This is a genomic window from Stakelama saccharophila (assembly GCF_032229225.1).
GTDB lineage: Bacteria > Pseudomonadota > Alphaproteobacteria > Sphingomonadales > Sphingomonadaceae > Sphingomonas > Sphingomonas saccharophila.
Genome location: NZ_CP135076.1, coordinates 2,568,297 through 2,594,596, shown reverse-complemented (window position 1 = coordinate 2,594,596; position 26,300 = coordinate 2,568,297). Strand labels below are relative to the sequence as shown.

Sequence of the window (26,300 nt, the reverse complement as noted above, 5' to 3'; positions counted from 1 at the left end):
GTCATGATGGATGTCGGGAGCGGCTAAGGGGGGCACATGGCTGAACGTATGGCGAAACTCGATCGCGCGCTTCAGCTTGTCCATTTGCTTAGCGATAGCGCTGAAGGTTTGACGCTTGACGAAATGGCGAGCGAACTCAGCGTGAATCGCCGAACGGCGGAGCGGTTGCGCGATGTCATCGCCCGCCATTTTGATCTCGAGGACGTCGTCGACGAGCGACACAAGCGGTTTCGGATTCGGGATTCGCTTCGTCGGGTATTCACCAAACCGACGGCGGCCGAAGTAGCCGCGCTTCAGGCCGAAGCAGATGCGAGGCGTCTTCAGGGCGCGCTGCGCGCGCAGGCGCTCGACAGTCTTCTTGCCAAGGTGAAAGGTGCGCTTGATGACCGCGAAAAGCGGCGGCTCGATCCCGATCTTGAGGCGCTTGTTCGTTTGCAGCGAATGATGGTGCCGGCCGGGCCTGTGCTGGGTGCCACTCCAGAAACGCTTGCAGCGGTGCAGGGGGCGATCCTGGTGGGTTGCTGTCTGGAATTTGACTATCGAGCAGAGGAGGCAAGCGAGCCCCGTTGGCGCCGCGTCATTCCTTACGGGCTGGTGCATGGGCCGGTGACTTATTTGGTCGGCCAAATGCCGACCAGCGACAAGCCGCCGGTATATTATCGGCTTGATCGCATGCAGGATGTGCGGGCCAGCAATTTGCCGGGTTGCGCACCTGACGACTGGGACCTTGATGCCTGGATCAACAGGAGCTTTGGCGTTTGGCACGAGGATGCGCACGACGTCGTCCTTCGCATCCTACCGGATGCCGTGGACCGTGCCCGACGCTGGCGATTTCATCCTGCGCAGACTGTCGAGGAGCGCGGCGGCGAGCTGATCGTCAGGTTCCGCGCTGGCGGGCTGCGCGAAATTGCCGAGCATTTGTTCACCTGGGGCGGTGACGTGGTGATCGAGGGGCCGGCCGCGCTGGATGAGGTGATGCGGGAAAGGTTGGCGCTGGCGATGAATGCCACACGAGCTAATGAAGGTGGGAAGATGGCGAAGGAATCTATCTCCATATGACGGAAGCATTTTTCGATTCGCCCATTCTTAATTCGCCCTATGACGAACCGTCACGGCACTGGGAACTCGACGCTGGCGGCCAGCCGACGAACGTGGTCGTGCCGCGCAGGCGGCCAAGTGCGCTTGTGTCTCCGATCCCGAAGGCGAAGAAGGTTCGGGGGCGTGTGGCGGTGCAGGACGACCTGCTCGCCGAAGATGGTCAGGAATATAATCCGACCGAGGTGATCAACGGTATCCGTTCGGCGGTCGAAAGCTGGCGGCAGCTACCCGAAAGCCAATGGCAGGTGACCGCGACAACCGCGCGGTTACTCAAGCATTGGCGTCATCATGATTTCGCGAACCAGAAGCCGTTCTTCTGCCAGGTGGAGGCGGTGGAGACGGTCATCTGGCTGACCGAGGTCGCGCCGAAAAGCTCTTCGCAGGGTAGACGTTTCTGGGCGCATCTGGAGGCGGCGAACCTTGCCTCCAATCCGGAGCTGACGCGGCTTGCGCTCAAACTGGCGACCGGCGCGGGCAAGACAACGGTGATGGCGATGCTAATCGCCTGGAACACATTGAATGCGGTGCGCCACCCGAATGCCAAGCGCTTTTCGCGCGGCTTCCTGATCATCGCGCCGGGCATCACGATCAAGGACCGGCTGCGTGTGCTCCAACCCAACGATGCCGACAGCTATTACAAATATCGCGAGATCGTGCCCGAGGACATGCTGCCCGACATGGGCAAGGCCAAGATTGTCATCACCAATTATCACGCGTTCAAGAAGAAGAAGGAGCTGGGCCTCAACAAGGTGCAGCAGGCCGCGCTTGCGACTGAGGATCGCGAGGAGACGGACGGTGCGATGATCCGCCGCGTCGCCGGGGGCCTGATGGGAATGAAAAACATCGTCGTGCTGAACGACGAAGCGCATCATTGTTATCGCGAACGCCCGCTGACTGAGGAAGAACAGAAGGCGCTGAAGGGCGACGACCTGGCCGAGGCGAAGGAGAATGCCGAAGCCGCGCGCCTGTGGATTTCGGGCATCGAGGCGGTCAAGCGCGAGCTGGGCGTCAACATGGTCTATGACCTGTCGGCGACGCCCTTTTTCCTCAAAGGCTCTGGCTATCGCGAAGGGTCGCTGTTCGGCTGGGTAATGAGCGATTTTTCGCTGATGGATGCGATCGAATGCGGCATCGTGAAGCTGCCGCGCGTGCCGATCATGGACAATGTGCCCGGCGGCGACACCCCGATGTTTCGCAACCTTTGGGAGGAAATTCAGAAAGGCCCCGTCCAGCTACCGAAAAAGGGCAGGGCGAGCGCGAAGGGCCATGATCCGCAAAAGCTGCCCAGCCCCCTGCTGTCGGCGATCGACGCGCTTTACGGTCATTATGAGAAGACGCACGCGCTCTGGCAGGAAGCGGGGGTCGGTGTCGACCCGGTCTTCATCGTCGTGTGCAACAACACCGCCACGTCGAAGCTCGTCCACGATTATATCGCCGGCTATGAGATCAAGGACGACAAGGGCAATCGCACGCTCGTTCCCGGCAAGTGCAAGCTGTTCCGCAACTATGATCCGGAAGGGACCGCCCTGCCGCGTATGCGCACCCTGCTGATCGACAGTCAGCAGCTTGAAAGCGGCGAGGGGATTTCGAACGAGTTCAAGGAAGCAGCTGCCGACGAAATCCACCGCTTCAAGGAAGAGCTGGTGCAGCGCGAGGGGGCTGGCGCAGCCGACAAAGTGACCGACGAGGCGATCCTGCGCGAAGTGATGAACACCGTGGGGCGCAAGGGGCAGCTGGGCGAGCAAATCCGCTGCGTCGTATCGGTCTCGATGCTGACCGAGGGGTGGGACGCCAACACCGTCACCCATGTCCTGGGCGTTCGCGCGTTCGGCACGCAATTGCTGTGCGAGCAGGTGATCGGTCGTGCGCTGCGCCGTCAGTCCTACCAGTTGCAGGACGATGGCAAATTCAAGGTCGAATATGCCGATGTGCTCGGCATTCCGTTCGATTTCACCGCGCAGCCGGTCGTGTCGAAACCATCGAAACCGGACGACATGGTCCGCATCCACGCGCTATCGCCGGAGCGCGACATGTCCGAAATCCGCTTTCCGCGGGTCGAGGGTTATCGCACCGAATTCCCGCGCGACACGATCCGGGCTGAATTCAGCGAGGATTCGACGCTGGAACTGACGCCGGACCTAGTCGGTGCGACCGAGACGGTGAATGCCGGCATCATCGGCGAGCAGGCCGACCTGACCGTCGAACATCTGAAAGACCAGCGCACTTCGACCATTGCGTTCAAGCTCGCCGAGCGGATCGTCAAACGCCGCCTGACCGATGCGGACGAGACACCGAAGGTCGGCCTGATTATGCAGATGAAGTCGATAGTGCGGCGCTGGATGAAGGAGCATCTCGTCTGTTCGGGCGGCACCTATCCCGCGCAGCTGCTCTATTACGAGATTGCCGATCGCGTCGCCGACAAGGTGATGGCCGCGATCGTCGCCGGGCAGGAAGGTGGCGAGCGCGTGCTGGCGATGCTCGATCCCTACAACCAGTCCGGATCGACCCGTCACGTCAGCTTCATGACTAGCAAGGACCGCTACGAAACCGGCCCGCGCTGCCACGTCAACTTCGCGGTGATCGACAGCGACTGGGAAGCCGAGTTCTGCCGCGTGGCGGACGAGCACAAACGGGTCTTTGCCTGGGTGAAGAACCACAATCTGGGGTTCGATGTGCCCTACAGGCTCGGCGACGAAGTCCACCAGTATCGACCCGACTTCATCTTGGCGATTGATGATGGTCACGGCGCCGACGATCCCTTGAACCTGGTCGTCGAGATCAAGGGCGAACGTGACGAAGCAGACAAGGCCAAGGCGGAAACGATGCGCGCCTATTGGGTGCCCGGCGTCAACAATCTCGGCACGCACGGCCGCTGGGCGTTCGCCGAGTTCAAGGACGTGTGGACGATCAAGACCGAGTTCGCGGCGAAGGTAGAGGCGTGGCTGGATGAGCTTGGGGGTGAGTGACGGACAGGCGCAACTTTTGCGGCGAATTGCGGGGCTAGGGCACGATGAAGCAAACTAACGAGAATCTCAGTTCAGATGCAGCAACCAAGGCGTTGATGCGGTGGCTCGTTGCCGCAGCCCTCGACAATTCGTTTCTGACCTACGGAGAGGCGAAACTGCGGCTTGAGCAGGAAGTAGGGTTTGATCGTATCGCGCGAGCCGGTCGGACGGGTCTGACGGCCGGGACCATGATAGACAAGCTGCTTCGTGCAGACCCCTCCGCTCCCCTGCTGAACGCACTGCTTGTTGAGCAAGATACCGAGCTACCGAGTGATGGTGCCGGGTGGTATCTCGCGAACCGCTTCGACGAACCACTGCTGCGCCGCGATAACGCGAAGAATCTTTACCGCAAGTTGTGGCGTCGCACCTTCGACAGGGCCGCGGGTGAGGTATATTCCACGCCCAGGGAGCGATGGCAGTCGCTTTTCCAAGCAGCCTATGGTGAGCCTCTTAATGCGGAGGCCATCCGTCAACAGCGAAAACAGCGAAAAGCCGGGACTGAGGAAGATGGCATTCGCTACGGTAGAAATGGCGAAGGCCCAAATCATGAAGCCTTGCGACTGTGGGTTTGCGAAAATCCCTCCAGCATTCGGCGCAAGTTTCGATCCGCAGTTGCGGAAACGGAAGTTGTTTTGGATTCGGCGGATAGGGTCGATGCAGTTTTTAGGCTACCAGAAGAGGTTGTCGCGATTGAGGTGAAGTCTCGAGATTCCAATTTGATCGACCTGCGACGCGGCGTCTTTCAGTGCATAAAATATCGCGCCGTGTTGGATGCCATGGACATCAGACAAGCTGGCGTAGTGTCAGCAATGCTTGTCACCGAAACAGAAATTCCAGGGGAAATTCGTGCGCTTTTGAAAGCGCATGGGATTGCCCATTATCAAGCCCCAATGGACCGGAAATAATGGCCAAGAAACCCCTTTCGATCGACACGCTGACGCATGATGAGGCGACGCGGAAGAATGCGCCGACGGCGGAGCTGGAGGCGTTTGTCGATGCCGATATGAAGCGGCCGATCGTCGCGGCGTATGAGCGGCGCAACAAGGATCTCGATCCGCAACTGGTGTGGCGCGGCAAGGATGTGGCGGACTGGTCCGACCTGATCGTCAATGCGCCGCCGCTTTATATTCAGGAGAAGATTCACCCCAAGGCGCTGATCGAGGATCTGAAGCGCGCGTCGCAGCGTGACGAGCCCGAACCGATTGCGGACCTGTTCGCCGATTTCAACGGGATCGAGCCCGACCAGCGCACCGAATTCTACGAGCACGACCAGCATTGGTCGAACCGCATGATCCTGGGCGACGGGTTGCAGGTAATGGCGAGCCTGGCCGAGCGCGAGGGGCTGAAGGGGCAGGTGCAGTGCATCTATATCGACCCGCCCTATGGCATCAAATTCAACTCCAATTTCCAGTGGAGCACCACCAGCCGCGACGTGAAGGACGGCAAGGCCGACCATCTGACCCGCGAGCCCGAACAGGTGAAGGCGTTCCGCGACACCTGGCGCGACGGCATCCACTCCTATCTCACCTATTTGCGCGACCGGCTGACCGTGGCGCGCGACCTGCTCACCGACAGCGGCTCGATCTTCGTCCAGATCGGCGACGAGAACGTTCATCGCGTCCGCGCTCTGATGGACGAAGTGTTCGGGGAGGAGAATTTTGTAAGCGAGATCGCGTTCAAAAAGACCGGAGGGCAACGAACCAATTTGCTCGCCGGCAATGTCGATTACATTTTGTGGTTCGCTAAAGACGCTGGGGCAGTGAAATATCGACAACCTTACATCTCCAAATATGATGGAGAAGAGGTTTCGGTTTCGGGATATAACACGGCTGTCTTTCCCGACGGGACGCAAAAGCCGATAGCAGCAGTGAGCGATGCAGACGGCGAATTTCGCTTGATGCAGGCGACCAGTCTGACTTCCCAAAATCCCGGCTCAAAATTCGAAATTGCCTTCGAGGGAACGACTTTCAAGCCGTCCACTACTCAGTGGTGGAAAACCGATTCACAGCGTTTCAAGCGATTGAAACTCGCGTCTCGCCTTCAACCGAGCGGGAACACTCTCAGATTTAGGCGCTACGTTGACGACTTTGCGGCTTACCCCATGACGGGACTTTGGACCGATACCGCTGGAAGTGTGGGGTCGGATAAGACTTACGTTGTGCAGACTGGCACCAAGGTCATCGAACGCTGCATCCTGATGACCACCGATCCCGGCGACCTCGTCCTCGATCCCACCTGCGGATCGGGCACCACCGCTTATGTCGCCGAGCAATGGGGTCGGCGGTGGATCACGATCGACACCAGCCGCGTCGCGCTCGCGCTCGCCCGCGCGCGGATCATGGGCGCGCGCTATCCCTGGTATCTGCTCGCCGACAGTGCCGAGGGGCAGCGGAAAGAGGCGGAGGTGACGCGCTCGGTGCCCGCCACGACGCCCACCTATGGCCGCATCCGGCAGGGCTTCGTCTATAGGCGCGTCCCGCACATCACGCTCAAATCGATCGCCAACAATGCCGAGATCGACACGATCTGGGCGGGCTATCAGGAAAAGCTGGAGCCGCTGCGCCGCCGGATCAACGAGAGCCGCGGGCGGCATTATGCCGATGATGCCGCCGGTTACATGCGCGACGAACCCAATGTCGCGCCCGCGCCCGCCGATGCCGACCTGCCGCCGTTCGAGGAATGGACGATGCCGCGCGAGCCGGGATCGCCCTGGCTCGACGCCGCCGCCGATGCGCGGGGCAAGGCGCAAAAGTCCGGCGCCAGCTCCGCCACACGCGCCAAATGGCTGGGCGTGGTGAACGATGCGCTTGGCCGCGACTATACGCTCGATACTTTGCCCGACCATCCCGTCGATCCATGGGACGATGCGGAGGCCGAGAAGCTTCACGCCGAATGGTGGCGGCTGCGCATCGAACGGCAGAAGGAAATCGACAAGTCGATCGCCGCCAAGGCCGATACCGAATATCTCTATGACCAGCCCTATGAGGACAATGCGCGCGTGCGCGTCGCGGGGCCGTTCACGGTGGAATCGCTCTCGCCGCACCGGGTGCCGGCGGTCGACGTCGACGACAGCCTGTTCGACGAGCTGGAGGCGAGCGAGGGCCGCCGCAAGGGGCCGGATAAGAGCGGCGAGGCTGTGGACTTCGTGCCGATGGTGCTCGATAACCTGCGCAAATCGGGTGTGCAGCAGGCGCATAAAGCCGACCGGCTGGTCTTTACCCAGCTAAAGGGCTGGCCGGGCCGCTTCATCTGCGCCGAGGGGCTGGTGAAACAGGCGTCGCTGGTTGCCGAGGGTGAGGATGGCGATGGCGAGGCTGCTTCCAAAGCAGATGCGCCGACACGCCGCGCCGCGATTTTGGTGGGGCCCGAATATGGCACCGTCTCGCGCCCCGATCTGACCGCCGCCGCGCGCGAGGCGGCGGAAGCCGGGTTCGACCTGCTGATCGCCGCCGCGTTCAACTTCGACGCCCATGCGTCCGAGTTCGACCGGATGGGCGCGCTGACGGTGCTACAGGCGCGGATCAACCCCGATCTGCATATGCCCGACCTTGCCAATACCGGCGCGGGCAATCTGTTCACCGTGTTCGGCGAGCCCGATATCGAGGTGCATGACGAAGGCGATGGACAGGTGTCGATCGAGGTCGCCGGCATCGACATGTATAAGGGCGGCGAGGTGAAGCCCTATTCCGCCGATGACATCGCCGTGTGGTTCATCGACACCGACTATGATTACGAAAACTTCCGCGTCCGCCATGCTTACTTCCCCGGCGCTAACGACCCCTATAAGGCGCTGAAAACGACGCTGAAGGCGGAGATCGATCAGGACGCCTGGGAAAGCCTGAAGCGCACGCGCTCACGGCCGTTTGCGAGGCCGAAGGGAGGGCGCGTCGCGGTAAAGGTCATCAATCACCTGGGGGATGAGGTGATGAAGGTGGTGGAGGTATAACAGTGGGCAAGGGGGGATATACCGGGGGGTCGACACTGTTCGGCAAAGGCAGTGGATGGCTGAGCTATCGGCGGGACAAGGGTGCTGAGCGATATCGAGGCCCTGCACCCGGAAAGCCGAAGGGCAGCAAAAGGTGGCGCCGAAAGCAAGTCGCGAAGCTTCAGGAGGGTGAGCAGGATTTCTGGTCGAAACTGCGGGAGCGTGATCCCGACGGGTTCAAACCCAAGTGACCTTAGTCTACGCATCTACCTTCACCGACGCCCTGACGAAACTCAGTCAAGCTGAGGCTGGCGCGGCGATCCAGACAGCACTCCGGATCAGTGATGATCCGAGAGGTAACGGCTTGCAAATGCACCGCATCGGCGCGGCGGACGGATTCTGGTCTGTTCGCGTCAATCGCGACGTCCGTATTGTCCTTCACAAAGAGGGCGACCGCGTGCTGCTTGCCTATGTCGCGCACCATGACGAGGCCTATGCCTGGGCCGAGCGCAAGCGGCTGATTCCGCATGAGCGCACCGGCGCAATGCAGTTCGTCGAGGTGCCGGTGGTGGCGGGCGAGGAAGAGCAGGCGGAGCCCCTTCTCGACGATGCGCGAAGCGAACTGGCGGAAAAGGAAGCTGCCTCGCCGCCAGTGGCGCGCAACTATCCTTTTGCCGGGCTGACGGACGACCAGATGCTCGACGTCGGCGTGCCGCGTGACTGGTTGCAGCCGGTTCGCGATACCGAGGAGGCCGAGGTCGATGCGCTGTTCGACAAGCTTCCGCAGGAAGCTGCGGAAGCACTGCTAGACCATGCGACCGGTGGCCGGATCGAGGATCACGTCGCCGAACAGAGTGACGGCGATCCATACGCCCATCCGGATGCGCAGCGCCGCTTCCGCACCGTCGACAATCTTGACGAGCTGAAGGCGGCGCTCGATCAGCCTTTCGAGAAATGGGCGGTGTTTCTTCACCCGGTTCAACGGGCGCTGGTGGCACGGGACTGGTCGGGACCGGCGCGTGTTTCCGGGTCTGCCGGAACGGGGAAGACGATCGTGGCGCTGCACCGCGCCGCGCATCTGGCGCGTGCGAAAACAGCGAAGGTGCTGCTGACGACCTTCTCCAAATCGCTCGCCGACGCGCTATCGGCCAAGTGCGGGATCCTGACTGAATCGACCCCTGATCTGCGCGATCGCATCACTGTCCGAGCGCTCGATCAGGCGGCGTATGAGCTTTACACGCAGGCGTTCGGCCAACCGAACCTGGCGACATCGGGTCAAATCCGAACGGCGATAACGGATGCGCAGAAGGCCGGACTGGGCGAGGGGCTGACTGCCGAATTCCTGTTCGAGGAATGGGAAGAACTGGTTGATGCCTGGAATGTTATCGATGCGGACCATTATGCCGAGGTTCCTCGCGTCGGACGGCGCATCCGATTGGGAAGCCGGCAGCGCGAGGCCGCCTGGAGTGTCTTCGACTTCGTGCGGCAAAGGCTGGCGAGCCGCGGGGTTGTGACCTGGGCCGCGTTATATGCCCGGCTGGCTGATTTTCTGCGCGATGGCGGCGCCTTTCCATTCACCCACGTCGTTGTTGACGAGGCGCAGGACCTGTCGGTCGCGCAGGTAAAGTTCCTGGCAGCCGTCGGAGCGGGACGCGAGGATGCGCTCTTTCTGGCCGGTGATATCGGGCAGCGTATATTCCACTTGCCCTTCAGCTGGGCGCGACTGGGACTCGACATCCGTGGGCGCAGCCACTGTCTGCGCGTCAATTATCGCACCACGCATCAGATCCGTGCGGCTGCAGATCGGCTGTTGCCCCCCGCGATCACCGACATGGATGGGGTCGAGGAAGGTCGGCGCGGCACGGTCTCGGTGTTCGATGGACCGGTGCCGATCCTGTGCCTCGCCGACGACGATGCGGACGAGCGTCGAGAGGTCGCGCGTTTCCTCAGCGCGCGGCTGGAAGACGGCGTGCAGCCCGGTGAGATCGGCGTCCTTGTTCGCGCGCAAGGCCAATTGGCTCGCGCCCGCGCCGCAGTGTTGGCCGCAGGGCTGGACCCCCGGGCTGAGGACGGCGTGCGGATCGTTACGATGCACGACGCCAAAGGGCTGGAATTCCGGACCGTCGTTGTGATGGCGTGTGACGAGGATGTGCTGCCCGATCCGGCGCGGCTCGGCGCGATCGGCGACATCGGCGAGATGGAAGCCGCATACGAGACCGAGCGCCATTTGCTTTATGTCGCCTGCACCCGTGCGCGTGATCATCTACTCGTATCGGGCGTGACGCCGGGCTCGGAGTTTCTGGAGGATATGGAGCTGGCGTAATGAGGGCAGGGGCTTGCGCTGACCTCTGATTTCGTTGAGATTTTGGAATGGGGAGAGCCGGCGCAACTGGCTTGAGGGGGGGATTTCGTGACCTGGACGATTAATGCAACGATCGCGGCGAAAGTCGGCTTCGCCACGCATCAGAACGCGATTCCAATCATTCGCGATCTCGGCATTTCCGTTCATGCCGAAAGCGACGCAAAGGAGAACCTGGTTCTTACGCTCGCCGCTGATCCGCCGTTCGTTCAGGCGAAGACTTGGCGGATCGATGCGATGGCAGCGGGTGACGAACTGCACATCGCCGACCGAGATGTCGCACTCAATGCTGGGTTGTTACAGGACCTGACCGAGGGTCTTTCTGGAACCGTAACATTGACGTTGAGCGACCGCGAAGGCGAAACACTGGCGCAACTGACGCAGCCGGTCGACCTGCTTGCGCATAATCAATGGGGCGGCATTGTGACAATGGCCGAACTGTTGCCCGCCTTCGTCATGCCCAATGATCCGGCAGTCGATCGTGTGCTCAAGGGGGCGTCCGACGTGCTGCGACGCGCGGGCAAACCCGATGCAATCGATGGCTATAAGGCTGGCGAGCGCGGGCGGGTCTGGGAACTCGCTTCGGCGATCTGGTCGGCAGTGGCGGGGCTGCGGTTGTCCTATGCGCTGCCGCCCGCCAACTTCGAAACGGCGGGGCAGAAGGTAAGAACGCCGTCGCAAATCCTCGACGGGACGCTTGGCAACCTGTCTCGACACCGCACTGTTGTTCGCCGCAGCGCTAGAACAGGCCAGCCTCAATCCGTTGGTGATCCTGACAAAAGGGCACGCCTTTGTGGGAGTGTGGCTGCAGCCCGTCGAGTTCGCAGCGCTTCTCACGGATGAAGCCGCGGCGCTGCGTCGGCGGTTCGACCTCGACGACCTCGTTATATTCGAAACGACACTCGCGACGCATAATCCACCGGCAAGCTTTAGTCAGGCGATGGCTGCCGCTCGCCGTCAGATCGCTGAAGAGGCTGACCCGCAATTCGAATTGGCCGTTGATGTGCGCCGTGCACGCATGCAGAAAATTCGGCCACTCGGCGTTGCCGCGATATCGCATGCTGTGCCTGACGAAACTAAACCTGTTTCGGAGGCCTTGGAGGCGGCGCCTGCACTTCCCGCATTCGATGTCGAGGTAAGCGAAGAAGCGCCGACCGCGAGCGGGCGCATTCGACAATGGCAGCGCAAGCTGCTCAACCTCACGACCAGCAATAACCTGCTCAACTTGCGTGACAGCAAGACCGTCATCAAATTGCTCTGCCCCGATCCCGGCGCGCTGGAGGATGTCCTTGCCGACGGCAAGAAGGTTCGCATCGTTGCAATGCCCGACCTCGAGGTCGGAGGGCGCGACGAAAAGCTATACGATCAGCAGACGCAATCAAGCCTGCGCAACGAGGTCGCCGAAAAGGCGATGCAGCGCGGCGAGGCGCTTTCGCTGCTGCCCAAGGACAAGCTCGATGCGGGACTCGTTGATCTTTACCGCAAGGCGCGCACGGACTTGGAGGAGGGCGGTGCCAACACGCTCTATCTCGCGCTCGGCTTTCTCAAATGGAAAAAATCAGCCAGCGAGGAGAAGGTCTATCGCGCTCCGCTGATTTTGGTGCCGGTGAGCCTAGAGCGCAAGAGCGCCCTGTCGGGCGTGACGATGATCGCCCATGAGGACGAACCCCGCTTCAACCTGACGCTGCTCGAACTCCTGCGCCAAGATTTCGAACTGACCATTCCCGGACTGGACGGCGAATTGCCAAAGGACGATAGCGGGATCGACGTCGAAGGCATTTGGCGAAGAGTGCGAATCGCGGTGCGCGATATCGCTGGGTTCGAGGTCGTGCCCGACGTTGCGCTCGGCACTTTTTCTTTTGCCAAATATTTGATGTGGAAGGATCTTGTCGATCGGGCCGATCTACTCAAGGAAAGCCCGCTCGTTCGCCATCTGATCGATCGGGATGGGTCGGTGGCGGTCGACAAAGGGCCCTTTCCGCGCGCCGATGAGATGGACGCCAAGGTCGACCCCGCCAGCCTTTTCACGCCATTGCCGGCCGACAGCTCTCAACTGGTCGCCGTCGTCGCCTCCGCCGAGGAGCGTGATTTCGTGCTTGATGGACCGCCTGGCACCGGCAAGTCGCAAACTATTGCCAATATGATTGCCCACAATCTGGCGCTTGGCCGGCGTGTGTTGTTCGTCGCCGAGAAGCGCGCAGCGCTCGACGTGGTGCATCGGCGGCTAGCCGACAGAGGGTTGGCGCCGTTCTGTCTCGAGCTTCATTCGGCCAAGGCTACCAAATCGGCGGTGCTAAAGCAGCTCGACAGTGCCTGGACGACACGTGACGAACTCACCACGGAGGAATGGGAGCGGGAGGCGGTCGAAACGCGGCAATTGCGCGACGAACTCAACGCCGTAGTGGCGCTGCTGCACCGGCCTGATCCGAGCGGCTGGACCATCCATCGCGCAATCGGCCGCACCGTGCGCGACGCGACCGAAGCGACGCCAATTTTTACCTTTCCGTCGGGCGCCAGTCATTCGAGCGAGGCGATGGTCCGATTTCGTGATATCGCACGCCGGCTTGGGATTGCGCGCAAGGCCGTGGCCGATGTCCCGGCAGCGCTTGACGGGGTCGCGCGCATCGAATGGTCCAATGCATGGCAGGAGGAGATGGTCGCGTCTGCGGGGGAGGTGCCCGTTGCGCTGGATGGTGCCGTCGCCGCCAGAGCGGATTTCCTGGCGGCAACCCGATTGCCTTTGGCCGGCGAGGACCAGACGCGCCTGCGCGCCATGCTGGCATTTGGGGAAACGTGCCTTGCGACTCATGGGCACGATCTTCGGTTCGCATTCTCGCCTGATATGTCCGATCGTGTGGCCGCGACCCGCGAGGCGCTGAAACTGACCGAGCGATATCGGCACGAGGAGACGTCGTTGAGCGCAGCCTATGCTCCGGAGGCCGCGCGGCGCGTCGACATCGATGCGATGCAGAGAGCTTGGACGGAGGCCGCCGCCCGTTTCTGGCTATTAGCGACTTTCGCGCAGCGCAAGGTCCGTCGGGCGCTGGCTCAGTCGGGCGGCGCTTCCGGGGTGATCGAGCCCGAAGCTGATTTGCCACGCCTCGCGGTGATGCGCGAACTGCTGTCACGGATCGATGGGCTTGCGCCACAGGCGTCCGATATCCCCGGCTGGGCGGGGTTGGCCAGCGATGGCGACCGGATCGAAGCTGCGATTGCCGGCGCCGAACGATTGCGCGCGGCGATTGCGGCGGAAGCGCATAGCCCGGACTCATTGATCGAGTTACGACGCGCGACGGCGGCGCTGGTCGTCGATGCCAACGATCTTCTGACGGGCGACGGCGCTATTGCCGGTGCTGTGGAGCGACTGCGCCGGGCCATCCAACGGCTGGATGATATCGTCGGTCAGTTTGAAATGCTTTCCGGTGCGACAGCGGATGGCGATCTCGCGAAGTTGCGGGAGCGCGCCGCTGCCGTGACTGACAATGCGCGCCGCTTGCATGACTGGACCGCGTGGCGACGCGTGCGTGCCGAGGCTGTGCAGGCCGAACTTTCACCTCTCGTAGAGGCGCTGGAGACCGGGCGGGTTGCGCCGGAGGATGCCAGCGAGACGTTCGAAACCGCTTATGCGCGCTGGTTCGCCTTTACGCGGATCGATCAGGAGCCGTTGCTCACGCAGTTCGTCGCTGGTGAACAGGAGGATCGCATCGAGCGATTCCGCGCGCTTGACGAGAAGATGAGCGAATTGTCGACGCGTTACACTCGCGCGAAACTTTGCGGCCTGATTCCCGACAAGAACGACGTTGGCAAGAAGGACGGTTACGGCGCGCTCAAATACCAGCTTCAATTGCAACGGCCGAGCAAGCCGATTCGCAAGCTTGCTGCTGAAATGGGCGACGCCTTCACGCGCCTCGCGCCGTGCATGTTGATGAGCCCATTGTCGATCGCGCAATATCTGCCGCCCGATCAGGCGCTGTTCGACCTGGTGATTTTCGACGAGGCGTCGCAGATCACGCCATGGGACGCGATCGGTGCGATGGCGCGGGGCAAGCAGGTCGTCATCGCCGGCGACCCGCGCCAGATGCCACCGAGCAATGACTTCGCGCGCGGTTCTGGCACGTCGACGATCGAGGACGATACCGCGCAGGATATGGAGAGCATCCTGGACGAATGTCTCGCTGCGGGTGTGCCGTCACATAGTCTCGATTGGCATTACCGCAGCCGGCATGAAAGCCTGATCAGCTTCTCGAACAATCGGTATTATGAAAGCAAGCTGGTTACCTTTCCCTCACCCGAAGTCCGGCCCAGCGCGGTGACTTGGCGTCGCGTGCCCGGCGTTTACACCAACGGCGTGCGCACCAACCCGATCGAGGCTCAAGCGATCGTGGAGGAAGCGGTGCGGCGACTTCGCGATCCTGGATTCGTGGACGAGTGGGGCGATCCGCTGTCACTCGGCATTATCACCATGAACGCCGAGCAAATGAAGCTGATCGAGGATCTCCTCGACAAGGCGCGACGTGCGCATCCGGCGATCGAACCGCATTTCGATACCGAAAACCGGCTGGAGCCGGTGTGCGTCCGCAATCTCGAGACGGTGCAAGGGGACGAACGCGACGTCATCCTGCTCGGAACGAATTTCGGCCCAACCGAGCCCGCGGGCAAGACAATGTCGATGGCATTCGGCAAACTCAACGCCAGCGGTGGCTGGCGGCGGCTCAACGTCGCAGTGACGCGGGCACGACGGCAGATGACGGTGTTCACCTCGTTTGATCCGGGAATGATTGACCTGACCAGGACTGCAGCCGAGGGTGTGCGCGACCTCAAGACTTTTATCGAATTTGCTGATCGAGGTCCCCGCGCGCTGGCCGAGGCGACACGCGGATCGCTGGGAGGCGCCGACTCGCCGTTCGAAGAGGCGGTGACCGCAGCGCTGCGCCGGCGCGGCTGGACGGTCGTGCCGCAGGTCGGTGTTTCCAAGTTCCGGATTGACCTGGGCGTGGTGCATCCCGACAGGCCGGGCGACTATCTCGTCGGCGTGGAATGCGACGGTGCTGCCTACCATAGCGCCGCAACCGCGCGCGACCGTGACAAGGTGCGGGCGGCTATCCTGGAGGGGCTCGGCTGGACTCTGTTACGCATCTGGTCGACCGACTGGTGGATTGACAAGGAGCGTGCTGCCGATCGGCTCCATGCCGAAATCGAGGCTTGCTTGGCCGCTGATCGAACTGCGGCAGCTGAACGCGAGAGGGTCGAGCAAGAGGCGGAAGTGCCAATCGTGTCGCCATCGGAGGTTGGCTTGGAAGATGTGCCGTCGATCGAAACTGAGGCGACTGTCGCCGATCCCGCAAGCGTTACACAGTTTGCCCAGCATCAGGACACCGAGGTGACCCCCGCGCCGGCTTATGCGCGCTTGGTCGAACCCGCCCCAATCGCAATCGGCACGGTAGATGATCTATATCGGGTAACCGACTTCGCGCCGGTTGCGGCAATGATCGACGCCGAGCGCTTTTACGAGCCAGCCTATGACGATGTATTGAGTGCTCTTATTGGTCATGTTCTTGCTGCCGAAGCTCCCATCGCCGAGCCACTACTGGCCCAGCGTATCGCTCGCGCGCACAGTTTTCAGCGCGCTGGACGGGTCATTCGCGATCGCGTGATGGCCCGTGCCGAGCGGGCGCATTTCGTGGAAGCCGAGCCTGAAGGCAATCGATTCGTATGGGAAGACGCTGGATCAGCGGCGGGCTGGAATCGAGCTCGCTCCCCTGCCACCCCCGCAGATATCCGCCAGATAGAAGATATCGCGCTAGCTGAACTTCGGGTCGCCCGTCGAGGGCAAGATTGCGTTTCGGTGGCCCGACAATTTGGCATTCGGCGACTATCTGCCTCTGCCAAAGCGCGGATTGAGGCGGCGTAGTAGACGGTCGTGATGACCAGTCACAAATAGTGGCCACGGTCGCCAAAATCTGAACTCCTGGCGGCACGACTACAACCACTCAAACCCGTTCGATTTTCGAAAAATAAATCCCAGCGGAGATAAGATTAAGATCAAGCGGCAAACCGTATCGGGCAGCATGCCCAACATACGGTTCTTGCCATCACGTCCACGCACGGACATCACAGCGGGCCGAGGCTCTACTCGCAACTGGTAGAAACTTCGGACCAAGACCGGCGAACTTACTTCTTCTTCGGCCGCCCTCGCCGCGCCCCATGTTTCTGACGATCAGCGGGACGTAGGCGCACTGGTCGGACCGGTTCGATATGCTTGGTGAACAGCGACAGCGGTTTGAGGGCGTCTAACTTGACCGAAAGCTCGGCTTCTTCGTCATAGGTCCGCGCAGTTTCGGTTTCGCCTTCGTGACCCAGAATGTCGCATCGCACGCTGTCTTCGACCTTGCCCTTCATGACGCTTGATGCCGCGCCACGAAAACTGTGCGTATCTTTGTCGATCCAAGCGCCGCCCACCTTGTGACGCCAGGCTGTGCCTTGAGGAAATGCCCATTTTCGAAGGTGCTTGAATGCGGACTTGTAAAAGGTGCTGGCGAAACTTGACGCCCCTGGCGCGCGCATTTCGGGAAAAGCGAATTTGTGGCCGAGCGCTCGCATTTCAGACACGTAATCAATGAAACCGAGACGGATCAGTTCGGGGTGAATGGGCAGCTTGCGGATCGACTGCACATTCTTCAGGTCGCGATCTTCTGTGTAGTCGATCTGAAAAAAGGGGATCGGTTGGTCTTCGTGGATATCAGACATGGGCAGGGCAACAAGTTCGGCGCTGCGGCCGCCATACAGAGCAAGCATCAGCGGGAGCCAATACCATCCGTCGTGATAGATTTCTTTGCCGGGGTTCAACCTGTCATCAAGATGGGCGCAGCCAGTCCAGATCGGCGCCGACAACAAGCGCTTAATCTCTTGGTGGGTCCAGTTGGCGCGTCGATCACGATCGCGCTTTCGCTGGCTCTGCTTTCGTTTGCCAAGACCTTGGCGTGCCTGTTTCCAGCTTATGTCGTCGGCCGTTCTATGCTCGCCTCCCTGATCGCTAGCCGCGAACTGCAACACTGTATCGATCCACGAGATGTGCTTGTTCATCGTGATCTGCGATATTCCAACCTCTTCGGCCGGCAGGCTCGCTGCGCGCTCCAGACTGGCAATGATCCCGCGCTTCTGCTCGTCAGTTGTGCGGCCCCAGCGATTGGGAATCTCCCGACATAGGCTCTTGAATTCGAGCACGTCTTTTTTGGACACGTCCTCAACATACCCATCCGTTCCGCAGGCATAGTCAAACAATGTTATCGCAGTCCGGACTTGCTTCACCGTGTCGTCGCTCCATGCCCCTTCCGCGACATAGGCAGAGATACAATCCTCGCACGCATCCCGCAGGAGCTTCTTGTTGTCGCTCCTGGCGACAGCCTGTTCAGTCTCGGGGGGCGCGCTGGCCATCGTTTCCTTCGGATGGCTTTGAGGGGGCGGTGACGGGTCGGCATCGGCGTCGGCGTCGCCCGCTTCCTCGAAGGCGAGCGGGTCGTCTACTTCCATCGCTTCGTCGACCCAGTCGCTATAGTCGAAATTCTCGGGCGACAGCGTTTCGGTGGCCTTCCTGCACGCGGCGGCTCGCGCTTCGCAGATAATGCGTTTCAACGCCGAAACGTTGGTTTCCGTTTTCGCTATGCCGAAGGAATCGGCGTATTGGTCGATCTGCCGCCCCGATACGGGTGCGCCATTTGTGTTGTCGAACAGGAACGTCGCGACCTGCATGGCGTCCGCGTTGCTCCATCCTGCGTCGAGAAGGCGGTCATGCTCGTCGATCGTCCAAGGAGCATCGGTGCCGTTTTGGGCGAGAAAACGCCAAGCTTCAGCGTGAATGGAGTTAGCGCGGGCGTGATCGTCGGACGGCAGCGGACTCGCAATCTGATCGGTTTGGATGCGGCGCAGTTGCCAACGAAGTGCGTCCTTGAATACCTGCTTCAACTGCGCGGCCTGAACTACCGTGCCTTCCTGTCCATATGCCACGCGCAAATCCTCAAGCATCGCTTCCAGTTTTGCTGCGATACTGCGGGCGTGGTAAAAACTTCCGGTATTCAATGCCATGGAAAGCGGGATCGCGTGCCCGCGCACGGTGATTTTACGCCGCCAATGATAGGTGCCGCCGCGCAGGCGGAGGTTTTGCAGAGCCACGAACATCGCCTCATGGGTTCAGCGATGGGAACAAGCCTGGGGACAAGCATACCCGACCGCCTTATGGGCGCTGCAATTTCAGTGACTTAGCAATGAATGGTCGGGGAGAGAGGATTCGAACCTCCGGCCCCTGCCTCCCGAAGGCAGTGCTCTACCAGGCTGAGCTACTCCCCGACGGAGTATTCGCGCGAGATGTCCCTGGCGGGTCGGCGCGACTAGCTGGAGGCGCGCCTATACCGGTGTGACAGCGCCGGTGCAAGCGCTGTGCATGCGAAAATGTCAGCGGTTGCTCCGCGCCTCCAGCAAGGCTTCGATGCTGGTGAATTTCTCACGCGGGGAGCCGGTTCGGGCGCGGGCGATTTCGGCGGTGTCGATGCGCTGCCAGTCGCGGAAGGTCACGACATCGACATCGCGTTCGGCGAGCAGGGCGTCGAGTCCGGCGCGTCCCCGCTTGCCGCCGTCTTCGGCGAGGTCTCGGGCGAGCTTTTCGACGACGGCGTAACCGTCCGGCCGGTTGGTGCCGATCGTGCCGCTGGGGCCGCGCCGCGCCCAGCCGACGGCGTACAGTCCCGGTGCGATCCGACCGTCCTCATTGGCGAAGCGGCCGCGGCGCTCGTCATAGGGGACGCCCGGAATGGGCGGCGTGCGGTAACCGATGCAACTGACGACCAGCCCCGCGGGCACGACATAGGTGTCGCCGGTGCCGCGCGGGCGCGCATCGCCATCCAGCTCCGTCCGCTCGACGATCACGCGTTCCACGCGGTCGCCGCCTTCGATCGCAACCGGACGGGCGAAGAAATCGAACACGATCCGGATCGGCTTGTCCGAAGCCGTTGCGGCAAAGGTGCGCAGATGCTCGACCGACTTGCGCTGGCCGGGGTCGAGCGCGGTGTCCGACGCCTCTGGCGGCAGATCGTCCGGCGAGACGATCGGCGCGGCGCGTGAAAGGTCGCCCAGCTCGCCCAGTTCCTTGGGCGTCATCGCGATCTGGTGGGGGCCGCGCCGGCCGAGAAGGGTGATCGTATCGATCCGCGCATGCTGCAGTGTCGACAGCGCGTGGTTGACGATGTCCGATCCGGCGAATTCCGTCTGCGATTTCGCCAGGACGCGGGCCACGTCCAGCGCCACGTTGCCGTTGCCGATCACGACCGCGCCGGGCCCGTGAAGCGGCGGGTCCAGCGCCTCGAAATCGGGATGGCCGTTATACCAGCCGACAAAGGCGGCCGATCCCACCACGCCGGGCAGGTCGGCGCCGGGAATGTCGAGCGCGCGGTCGGCCGGCGCGCCGGTCGCGAGAATGACGGCGTCGTACAGCCCGAGCAGTTCCGCAATCGCCATGTCCTTGCCGACGGTGACATTGCCGACGAAGCGGACATTGTCGGTCAGCGCCACCTTCTCGTACCGGCGCGACACGCCCTTGATCGACTGGTGGTCCGGCGCGACGCCGGAGCGGATCAGGCCGAAGGGGACGGGCAACCGGTCGATGATATCGATGCGGACATCGTCGCCGAACTGCTTCTGCGCTGCCTCCGCGGTGTAATAGCCTGCCGGTCCCGAACCCACGATCGCGATATGGCGCATGACGGCCCCTCCTTTGCCGGACGCAGCCTAGCGCGGCGACGGGCGCGAGCAAGCGCGGCGATCGGCGACGGGACGAATCGGGCGATGGTGAGGGTGGGCGCGTCCCGACGCTTACCTTCGCCCTATTCGCGGCGATGCGTTCGGAAAATTGCGTGCCCATGTTCGAGTATTGCTGACGCAGCGCAAACGGACTTCAACGATGCGAAAGAGCGACTTGCCCTTTGCACAACCGAGCATGTGTAGGAAAGAGGCACCGGGCGCGCTTACGGCTCTGGATGCTGAATCGAGTTCAGCATGACGAGATTGGGAGGGCATCCCGAGGGGGTGAGGCTCCCGACGAGGCGGGGCCGTGCTCCTGCGTGAGCGGACGCGGTTTTTCGCCGCCGGCGGGGGCGACGCTCGCATCTCCTCTTCGCACCGGCGTGCGGCGGTGCTAACGCGCGCGCCTATGACCACGCCCCTCGACAAGATACGCAACTTTTCGATCATCGCCCATATCGACCATGGCAAGTCGACGCTTGCCGATCGCCTGATCCAGGTGACCGGTGGCTTGAGCGAGCGCGAGATGCAGGCGCAGGTGCTCGACAATATGGATATCGAGCGCGAGCGCGGCATCACCATCAAGGCGCAGTCGGTGCGGCTGGAATGGAAAGGCTGTACGCTCAACCTGATGGACACGCCGGGCCATGTCGACTTCGCCTATGAGGTGTCGCGCAGCCTCGCGGCGTGCGAGGGCGCGTTGCTGGTGGTGGACGCGGCGCAGGGCGTGGAGGCGCAGACGCTGGCCAACGTCTATCAGTCGGTCGAACAGAATCACGAAATCCTGCCGGTCATCAACAAGATCGACCTGCCGGCCGCCGATCCGGAAAAGGTGAAGGCGGAGATTGAGGACATCATCGGCATCGACGCCTCGGGCGCGGTGCTGACCTCTGCCAAGACCGGCATCGGGATCGAGGAAACGCTCGACGCGATCGTCGACGTCATTCCGCCGCCGAAGGGCGATTCCGACGCGCCGCTGAAGGCGATGCTCGTGGATAGCTGGTACGATCCCTATCTGGGCGTCGTCATCCTGGTCCGGGTGAAGGACGGCACCCTGAAAAAGGGCCAGCAGATCAAGTTCATGCAGGCCGGGACCACGCATCTGGTCGATCGCGTCGGCTGTTTCCGGCCGAAACTGACCCAGCTCGACCAGCTCGGCACCGGCGAGATCGGCTTCATCACCGCGCAGATCAAGGAGGTGGCGCAGACCGCCGTCGGCGACACCATCACCGATGCCAAGCGCCCGACCGACAAGCCGCTGCCGGGCTATCAGGAAGTGCAGCCGGTGGTATTCTGCGGCCTGTTCCCGGTCGACGCCGCCGATTTCGACAAGCTGCGCGAATCGATTCACAAGCTGCGGCTGAACGATGCCAGCTTCACGTTCGAGACGGAGAGTTCGGCCGCGCTGGGCTTCGGTTTCCGCTGCGGTTTTCTGGGGCTGCTGCACCTGGAGATCATTCAGGAGCGGCTGACGCGCGAATATGATCTCGACCTCATCACCACGGCGCCGAGCGTCGTCTACGACATCGAGCTGACGCACGAAGGCGGGCGGATCGAACTGCACAATCCGGCCGACATGCCCGATCCGAACCGGATCGAGGAAATCTCCGAACCGTGGATCAAGGCGATGATCTATGTCCCCGACGAATATCTGGGGCCGATCCTAAAACTGTGTCAGGACCGCCGCGGCATCCAGAAGAACCTGACCTATGTTTCCGGCCGCGCGCAGGTGACGTACGAACTGCCGCTGAACGAGGTGGTGTTCGATTTCTACGACCGGCTGAAATCGATCAGCCGCGGCTATGCCAGCTTCGACTACGAACAGGTCGGCTATCGTCCCGGCGATCTCGTCAAGATGAGCATCCTCGTCAATGGCGAGCCGGTCGATGCGCTGTCGATGATCGTCCATCGCAGCCAGGCCGAGGCACGCGGGCGTCACATGTGCGAACGGCTGAAGGACCTGATCCCGCGCCACCTGTTCAAGATCCCGATCCAGGCGGCGATCGGCGGCAAGGTGATCGCGCGCGAGACGATCGCCGCGCTGAGGAAGGACGTGACGTCGAAATGCTATGGCGGCGACATCACGCGCAAGCGCAAGCTGCTGGAAAAGCAGAAGGAAGGCAAGAAGCGGATGCGCGAATATGGCAATGTCTCCATCCCGCAGGAAGCCTTCATTGCCGCGCTGAAAATGGGGGATGAGGGGTAAGGGGCGCCCGGCGCGATTTGGCTTCGGCCGGTCTGCTGGGGGCGGGCGCTCAACCTCTTCGAACAAGCCCCTTATGTCCTGCGAAGACGGGCTCTCTGCGAAAGCGGGCGTGCGCTTTCCATTTTCGTCATGCCGGACTCGTTCCGGCATCCCACGGTGCACTAAAGTCAGCACTATGCGGGTTCGTGGCTCGGTGGACCCCGGAACAAGTCCGGGGTGACGGGTGTGTCGCAGCAGTTTTGCGAAGGCGGGGACCCATACATCCATCATAAGATCGCTTTCCGTCGAAGAGGGACGGCCTGAACGGCAGGTCTCGCCGCCTATGCGCGGCGGGGTTCGCAAAGCGGGCGGAAATGCCTTATGTGGGCGGGACGCGGCATGTCGCCGCGTGACGCGATAGTTGAACTTCATAATCCCATGCCCGAAGCCGTCACCATCGGCGTGCGTGCCGCGCGTCTTCGTCTCGACCGAAATGCCGGGATCGCCGCCGCGATCGTGGCGCTCGGGCTGCTGATCTGGTGGGGATGCCGCTACCGTGCCGCGGACATGCCGGCATGGGCGCCGTGGGATTTCTCCGCCCTCTGGTACGCCGCCTATGCGCTGACGGGCTGGGCCTATGTCCGGGGGCTGCGCGGCGCACCGCAGCCGGTGTGGCGCATCGGCTTCTTCGCGATCGGCATGGCTGTCATTTGGGCGGTGTTGCAGACGCGCTTCGAGTATCTTGCGCAGCACATGTTCTTCCTGAACCGCATTCAGCATGTGGTGATGCATCATCTGGGGCCGTTCCTGATCGCGGTCGCCTGGCCCTGGCCGGTGCTGTATCGCGGTCTGCCGAAGCCCTTGCGCGGCGCCTTCGACCACCGTCACTTCCAACGCTTCCTGCGATTCATGCAGCAGCCGGAAATCGCATGCGGACTGTTCCTGGGGCTGATCGGCCTGTGGCTCTATCCGCCGGTGCACTTCGTCGCGATGATCGATCCCGCGCTGTATCAGGTGATGAACTGGTCGATGGTGGTCGACGGCGTCCTGTTCTGGTCGGTCGTGCTCGATCCCCGTGGCAAGGCGCTCGCGCATAACAGCTTCGCCGTGCGGGCGGTGATGGGCGTCGCCATCATGTTTCCGCAGATCGCGCTGGGCGCCGTCATCGCCTTCGCCGACACCGACCTTTACGGCTTCTACGCCTGGTGCGGCCGCATCTATCCGTCGATCGACGCGCTTTCGGACCAGCGGATCGGTGGTCTAATCGTGTGGATTCCGCCGGCGATGATGAGCGTCCTCTCGCTGATCCTGGTGCTCAACCTGATGCGGCTGGAGGAAGAACGAAATGCGCCGCCGGCCGGTGGAGCGGAAGGTTCGGCAAGCCGGGGCTGGACCGGGCGCTGAGCGCGGTCCTCAGTCCTGGCCCGCCATCAGCTTTTTCAGATCGGCAACTACGGGGTCGATATCGGCATCGCCGTCAGACAAGCCGGTGAGCAACAGGCGGGCCTCGCCTTTTTCGTCGAAGGCATAGACCGCCGAGGAGTGGGTTACGACATAGTCGGCCGGGTTCGGCGCCGGATCGGCCGAATATGCGACGCGATATCGCTTCGCGACCCGTGCCAGCGCGTTGTCGCTGCCGCGCAGGCCGGCGAACTCGGGGCCGAAATTGGCGGTATATTGCCGCAGCGTCTCGCGCGTATCGCGTTCCGGGTCCACCGTGATAAACAGCACGCGCACCCGGTCTTCGGCGCCATCGATGCGATTCAGGGCCTGGGCGAGGTTGGATAGGGTGAGTGGGCAGACATCGGGGCAATAGGTGTAGCCGAAATAGACCAGCACGACCTTGCCGCGATAATCCCGTTCGGTGACGGTCCTGCCGTCGCTTGCGCGGGTCAGGCGGAAGGCGAGGTCGGGGGTGTTGCCGCTGACGTCGGTATGGTGCCACCCGCCGCCGCCCGTGCCACATGCCGAAAGCAGCACAGCCGCGCCGATGCAGGCGGTCAGGACGGCCCGGCGGCGGAGCGTGGATATTGCGGGAAAGCGCAGGCTCGACATGGACCGTGCCTAGGTCGCGGCACGAAACGAAGCAAGCATCGCGCGCGCCGGGAACCACCATGCCGGTTCGGGCGTCGATCCTTCCGGGAACGCGGGCGCGAGGAACGCCGCGCCCGGATGCTGCGCAGGAGTGAAAAGATGGCCGAGAAGAAGACGACCGCCGACAGCGCGACCGACACCGCCAGCGACGCCGCGAACCGCATGCGGGACACCGGCAACGCGATGATGGACCAGGGATCGCGCCTCAGCATGCGGATGCTCGATCAGGCGGAACAGAACACGCAGGAGGCCTTCCGCGCCATGCGCGAGGCGGCAAAGGCGAAGGATCTGAGCGAGGTGATGCGCATCCAGTCCGATTTCATTCGCGAACAGGGCAGCCGATCGGTCAGCCAGGCGCGCGAGATCGGGGAGATGATCGCCGATTTCGGCCGAACCACCATCAGCCAGATGACAGGCCGGAAATAACCGCCGCCAGGCCGCTCACAGCAAGGCGGTCAGCGAAATATAGGCGTAATGGGTGTCGCCGGTACCGGGCGCAGCGGGGGCTTCCTTCAGGAAGCGGCCCTTGGCGAGCAAGGCCGCACCGCCGTCCAGCGACAGCCGGTCCGGTATCAGCCAGTATCGGATACCGGCATCGATCTGCGTGCCGGCATGACGGCCCGATGCGCCGGAGGGGTCGCGCACGCCGCTATGGGCGAAGCTGTCGGTGGCGCTTGCCAGCCACAGGAGACGCGCGGTGGCATCGACGCTCAGACGTGCCGCCGGTTTCGCCTGCACGCGCAGCGCGGGACTGATCAGGTTGGACCGGCTGACCGGACCGAACAGGCTCGTCGGTCCGAAATCGTGCTTGCGCGATCCGAACAGGCTGTCGAAGCGGCCATATCCCTCGCCGCTGCCGTCGCCGCTGGCATAGTCGAACAGCACCGCCACGCGCGGGTCCCAGCTTGCACCGAAGCTATGTCCGACCCCGGCATGCAGTAGAGCGGCGTCGACACTCCGGTCGGTGCGATCGTCCGGATGCGACGAAAGGCGGGTGGTGCCGCTCTGCCATGCCGCCTCCACATCGTAATCGAAAGCGCCGGCCGATGGCTTGCGCAAATAGCGTCCGCCGATCGTCCAGAGCTTGCGATCGCGGCTGGCGAATCCGGGCGCGTCGTGTTCGGCCAGGCGATAGGCGTAGAGTTCGACATGGCCCCCTGCCGCCGAAAGCCGGACATCGCCGCCGAAGAATTGCCGTGCGGACCCTTCCTCGTCCCATTCGACATCATTGTCGCCGACACCGTCCCCGTCGTCGGGCAACCGCCGCTGCGGCATCGTCCAGAACAGGGTGGCGGCAAGTCCGTCGTGGGACTTCCAGTCGAAACGGGCGCCGGTGAATGCGTTCGTGGTATTGCGGAAACGGGCACGGGCGACCAGCCGCTGCGACCCCAGCGCCATGGTGAAGCGCCCCAGCTTCACGCTGGCCCGGTCCGACAGATCGGCGCCGATATAGGCCTGAACGGGCTCCAGCGCATTTACCTCCGTCGTGCCGATCGCGCTGTCGTGATCCTCGAAATAGCTGCGGGAATCGATCAGCTCGCCACCGATGCGCAGACCGCCGGTGCGATATTCCGCCAGCACATCGCTTCGTATCAGCAGCGCGTCGTCGTGTTCGCCGGCGTCCGGACGGAACTGGCCGTCGAGCGCTTCGTACCGCGCCCGGATGCTTCCCTCGACGGTCAGGCCGCCCTTGTCCTGCGCCAGGGCCGGCGTCGCTGCGACGGCGAAGAGGAGAAACAGGGGAAGGGTCCGGCGTGGCAAGCAACTTCTCCGCGGCACGGTGCGTATGGTCATTTGCGAGGAGAGCTATATACAATCGAATATAGTGCAAGCACTTTGCCGGAG

At 62.4% G+C, this 26,300-nt stretch carries 14 protein-coding genes and 1 tRNA gene; 10 read left to right on the top strand and 5 right to left on the bottom strand.

All coding sequences use genetic code 11. The features are described from left to right. Positions 1 to 36: 36 nt before the first annotated feature. The 7 genes from RPR59_RS12025 to proA all read left to right on the top strand — a co-directional run bounded on the left by RPR59_RS12025 (position 37) and on the right by proA (position 16,298). The gene (locus RPR59_RS12025; protein ID WP_313914361.1) at positions 37 to 1,059 is read left to right on the top strand and encodes a helix-turn-helix transcriptional regulator; all 1,023 of its coding nucleotides are present in this window, start codon (positions 37 to 39) and stop codon (positions 1,057 to 1,059) included. Continuing rightward, a complete protein-coding gene (locus RPR59_RS12020) occupies positions 1,056 to 4,064 on the top strand; it encodes a BPTD_3080 family restriction endonuclease (protein WP_313914359.1) in 3,009 nt (1,002 codons plus the stop codon). Before RPR59_RS12025 ends, RPR59_RS12020 begins: the two co-directional genes overlap by 4 nt. 44 nt (positions 4,065 to 4,108) lie before the next feature. Then, a complete protein-coding gene (locus RPR59_RS12015) occupies positions 4,109 to 5,008 on the top strand; it encodes a hypothetical protein (RefSeq protein ID WP_313914356.1) in 900 nt (299 codons plus the stop codon). Further along, positions 5,008 to 8,049 (top strand): site-specific DNA-methyltransferase, encoded by a 3,042-nt coding sequence (locus RPR59_RS12010; protein ID WP_313914353.1) that lies wholly within the window; start codon positions 5,008 to 5,010, stop codon positions 8,047 to 8,049. Before RPR59_RS12015 ends, RPR59_RS12010 begins: the two co-directional genes overlap by 1 nt. 349 nt (positions 8,050 to 8,398) lie before the next feature. Continuing rightward, positions 8,399 to 10,351 carry a 3'-5' exonuclease gene (locus RPR59_RS12005; protein WP_313918497.1) on the top strand — a complete coding sequence of 651 codons (1,953 nt, stop codon included), beginning with the start codon at positions 8,399 to 8,401 and terminating at the stop codon, positions 10,349 to 10,351. 87 nt (positions 10,352 to 10,438) lie between these two features. After that, the gene (locus tag RPR59_RS12000) at positions 10,439 to 11,230 is read left to right on the top strand and encodes a hypothetical protein (protein ID WP_313914351.1); all 792 of its coding nucleotides are present in this window, start codon (positions 10,439 to 10,441) and stop codon (positions 11,228 to 11,230) included. Continuing rightward, complete coding sequence (gene proA / locus RPR59_RS11995; protein WP_432280316.1) at positions 11,112 to 16,298, top strand: anti-phage protein ProA; 5,187 nt, start codon at positions 11,112 to 11,114, stop codon at positions 16,296 to 16,298. The genes RPR59_RS12000 and proA overlap by 119 nt, the downstream gene beginning before the upstream one ends. 260 nt (positions 16,299 to 16,558) lie before the next feature. Here the strand turns inward: proA and RPR59_RS11990 are convergent, their stop codons facing one another. The 3 genes from RPR59_RS11990 to RPR59_RS11980 all read right to left on the bottom strand — a co-directional run bounded on the left by RPR59_RS11990 (position 16,559) and on the right by RPR59_RS11980 (position 20,137). After that, complete coding sequence (locus RPR59_RS11990; protein WP_313914349.1) at positions 16,559 to 18,556, bottom strand: site-specific integrase; 1,998 nt, start codon at positions 18,554 to 18,556, stop codon at positions 16,559 to 16,561. A 97-nt stretch (positions 18,557 to 18,653) separates the two neighbouring features. Continuing rightward, positions 18,654 to 18,730: transfer RNA gene (locus RPR59_RS11985), tRNA-Pro, on the bottom strand. A gap of 105 nt (positions 18,731 to 18,835) precedes the next feature. Next, positions 18,836 to 20,137, bottom strand: coding sequence for an FAD-dependent oxidoreductase (locus RPR59_RS11980; RefSeq protein WP_313914348.1), 1,302 nt, complete (start codon positions 20,135 to 20,137; stop codon positions 18,836 to 18,838). Between the two features lie 448 nt (positions 20,138 to 20,585). Here RPR59_RS11980 and lepA point away from each other — a divergent pair, with 448 nt between their 5' ends. Continuing rightward, positions 20,586 to 22,382 (top strand): translation elongation factor 4, encoded by a 1,797-nt coding sequence (gene lepA / locus RPR59_RS11975; protein ID WP_313914346.1) that lies wholly within the window; start codon positions 20,586 to 20,588, stop codon positions 22,380 to 22,382. 417 nt (positions 22,383 to 22,799) lie between these two features. Beyond that, a complete protein-coding gene (locus RPR59_RS11970; protein WP_313914344.1) occupies positions 22,800 to 23,765 on the top strand; it encodes a cytochrome c oxidase assembly protein in 966 nt (321 codons plus the stop codon). 9 nt (positions 23,766 to 23,774) lie between these two features. On the opposite strand, the gene RPR59_RS11965 is transcribed toward RPR59_RS11970, so the two are convergent. Then, entirely contained in the window at positions 23,775 to 24,416 is a 642-nt protein-coding gene (locus RPR59_RS11965) for an SCO family protein (protein WP_313914342.1), read from the bottom strand. A gap of 138 nt (positions 24,417 to 24,554) precedes the next feature. On the opposite strand from RPR59_RS11965, the gene RPR59_RS11960 reads away from it, so the two are divergent. Beyond that, complete coding sequence (locus RPR59_RS11960; protein ID WP_313914340.1) at positions 24,555 to 24,881, top strand: phasin family protein; 327 nt, start codon at positions 24,555 to 24,557, stop codon at positions 24,879 to 24,881. Positions 24,882 to 24,896: 15 nt separating this feature from the next. Here RPR59_RS11960 and RPR59_RS11955 read toward each other — a convergent pair whose 3' ends face one another. Further along, on the bottom strand, positions 24,897 to 26,216 hold the full coding sequence (locus tag RPR59_RS11955; protein ID WP_313914338.1) for an alginate export family protein: 1,320 nt from the start codon (positions 26,214 to 26,216) through the stop codon (positions 24,897 to 24,899). Between the last annotated feature and the right edge of the window lie 84 nt (positions 26,217 to 26,300).

What these genes read in the sequence shown, in the direction of transcription:
- RPR59_RS11960 (WP_313914340.1), top strand. Translation starts at nt 24,555, where the DNA reads ATGGCCGAGAAGAAGACGACCGCCGACAGCGCGACCGACACCGCCAGC.
- RPR59_RS12020 (WP_313914359.1), top strand. Translation starts at nt 1,056, where the DNA reads ATGACGGAAGCATTTTTCGATTCGCCCATTCTTAATTCGCCCTATGAC.
- RPR59_RS12010 (WP_313914353.1), top strand. Translation starts at nt 5,008, where the DNA reads ATGGCCAAGAAACCCCTTTCGATCGACACGCTGACGCATGATGAGGCG.
- RPR59_RS11970 (WP_313914344.1), top strand. Translation starts at nt 22,800, where the DNA reads ATGCCCGAAGCCGTCACCATCGGCGTGCGTGCCGCGCGTCTTCGTCTC.
- RPR59_RS12025 (WP_313914361.1), top strand. Translation starts at nt 37, where the DNA reads ATGGCTGAACGTATGGCGAAACTCGATCGCGCGCTTCAGCTTGTCCAT.
- RPR59_RS12015 (WP_313914356.1), top strand. Translation starts at nt 4,109, where the DNA reads ATGAAGCAAACTAACGAGAATCTCAGTTCAGATGCAGCAACCAAGGCG.
- RPR59_RS11980 (WP_313914348.1), bottom strand. Translation starts at nt 20,137, where the DNA reads ATGCGCCATATCGCGATCGTGGGTTCGGGACCGGCAGGCTATTACACC.
- RPR59_RS12005 (WP_313918497.1), top strand. Translation starts at nt 8,399, where the DNA reads ATGCACCGCATCGGCGCGGCGGACGGATTCTGGTCTGTTCGCGTCAAT.
- lepA (WP_313914346.1), top strand. Translation starts at nt 20,586, where the DNA reads ATGACCACGCCCCTCGACAAGATACGCAACTTTTCGATCATCGCCCAT.
- RPR59_RS11965 (WP_313914342.1), bottom strand. Translation starts at nt 24,416, where the DNA reads ATGTCGAGCCTGCGCTTTCCCGCAATATCCACGCTCCGCCGCCGGGCC.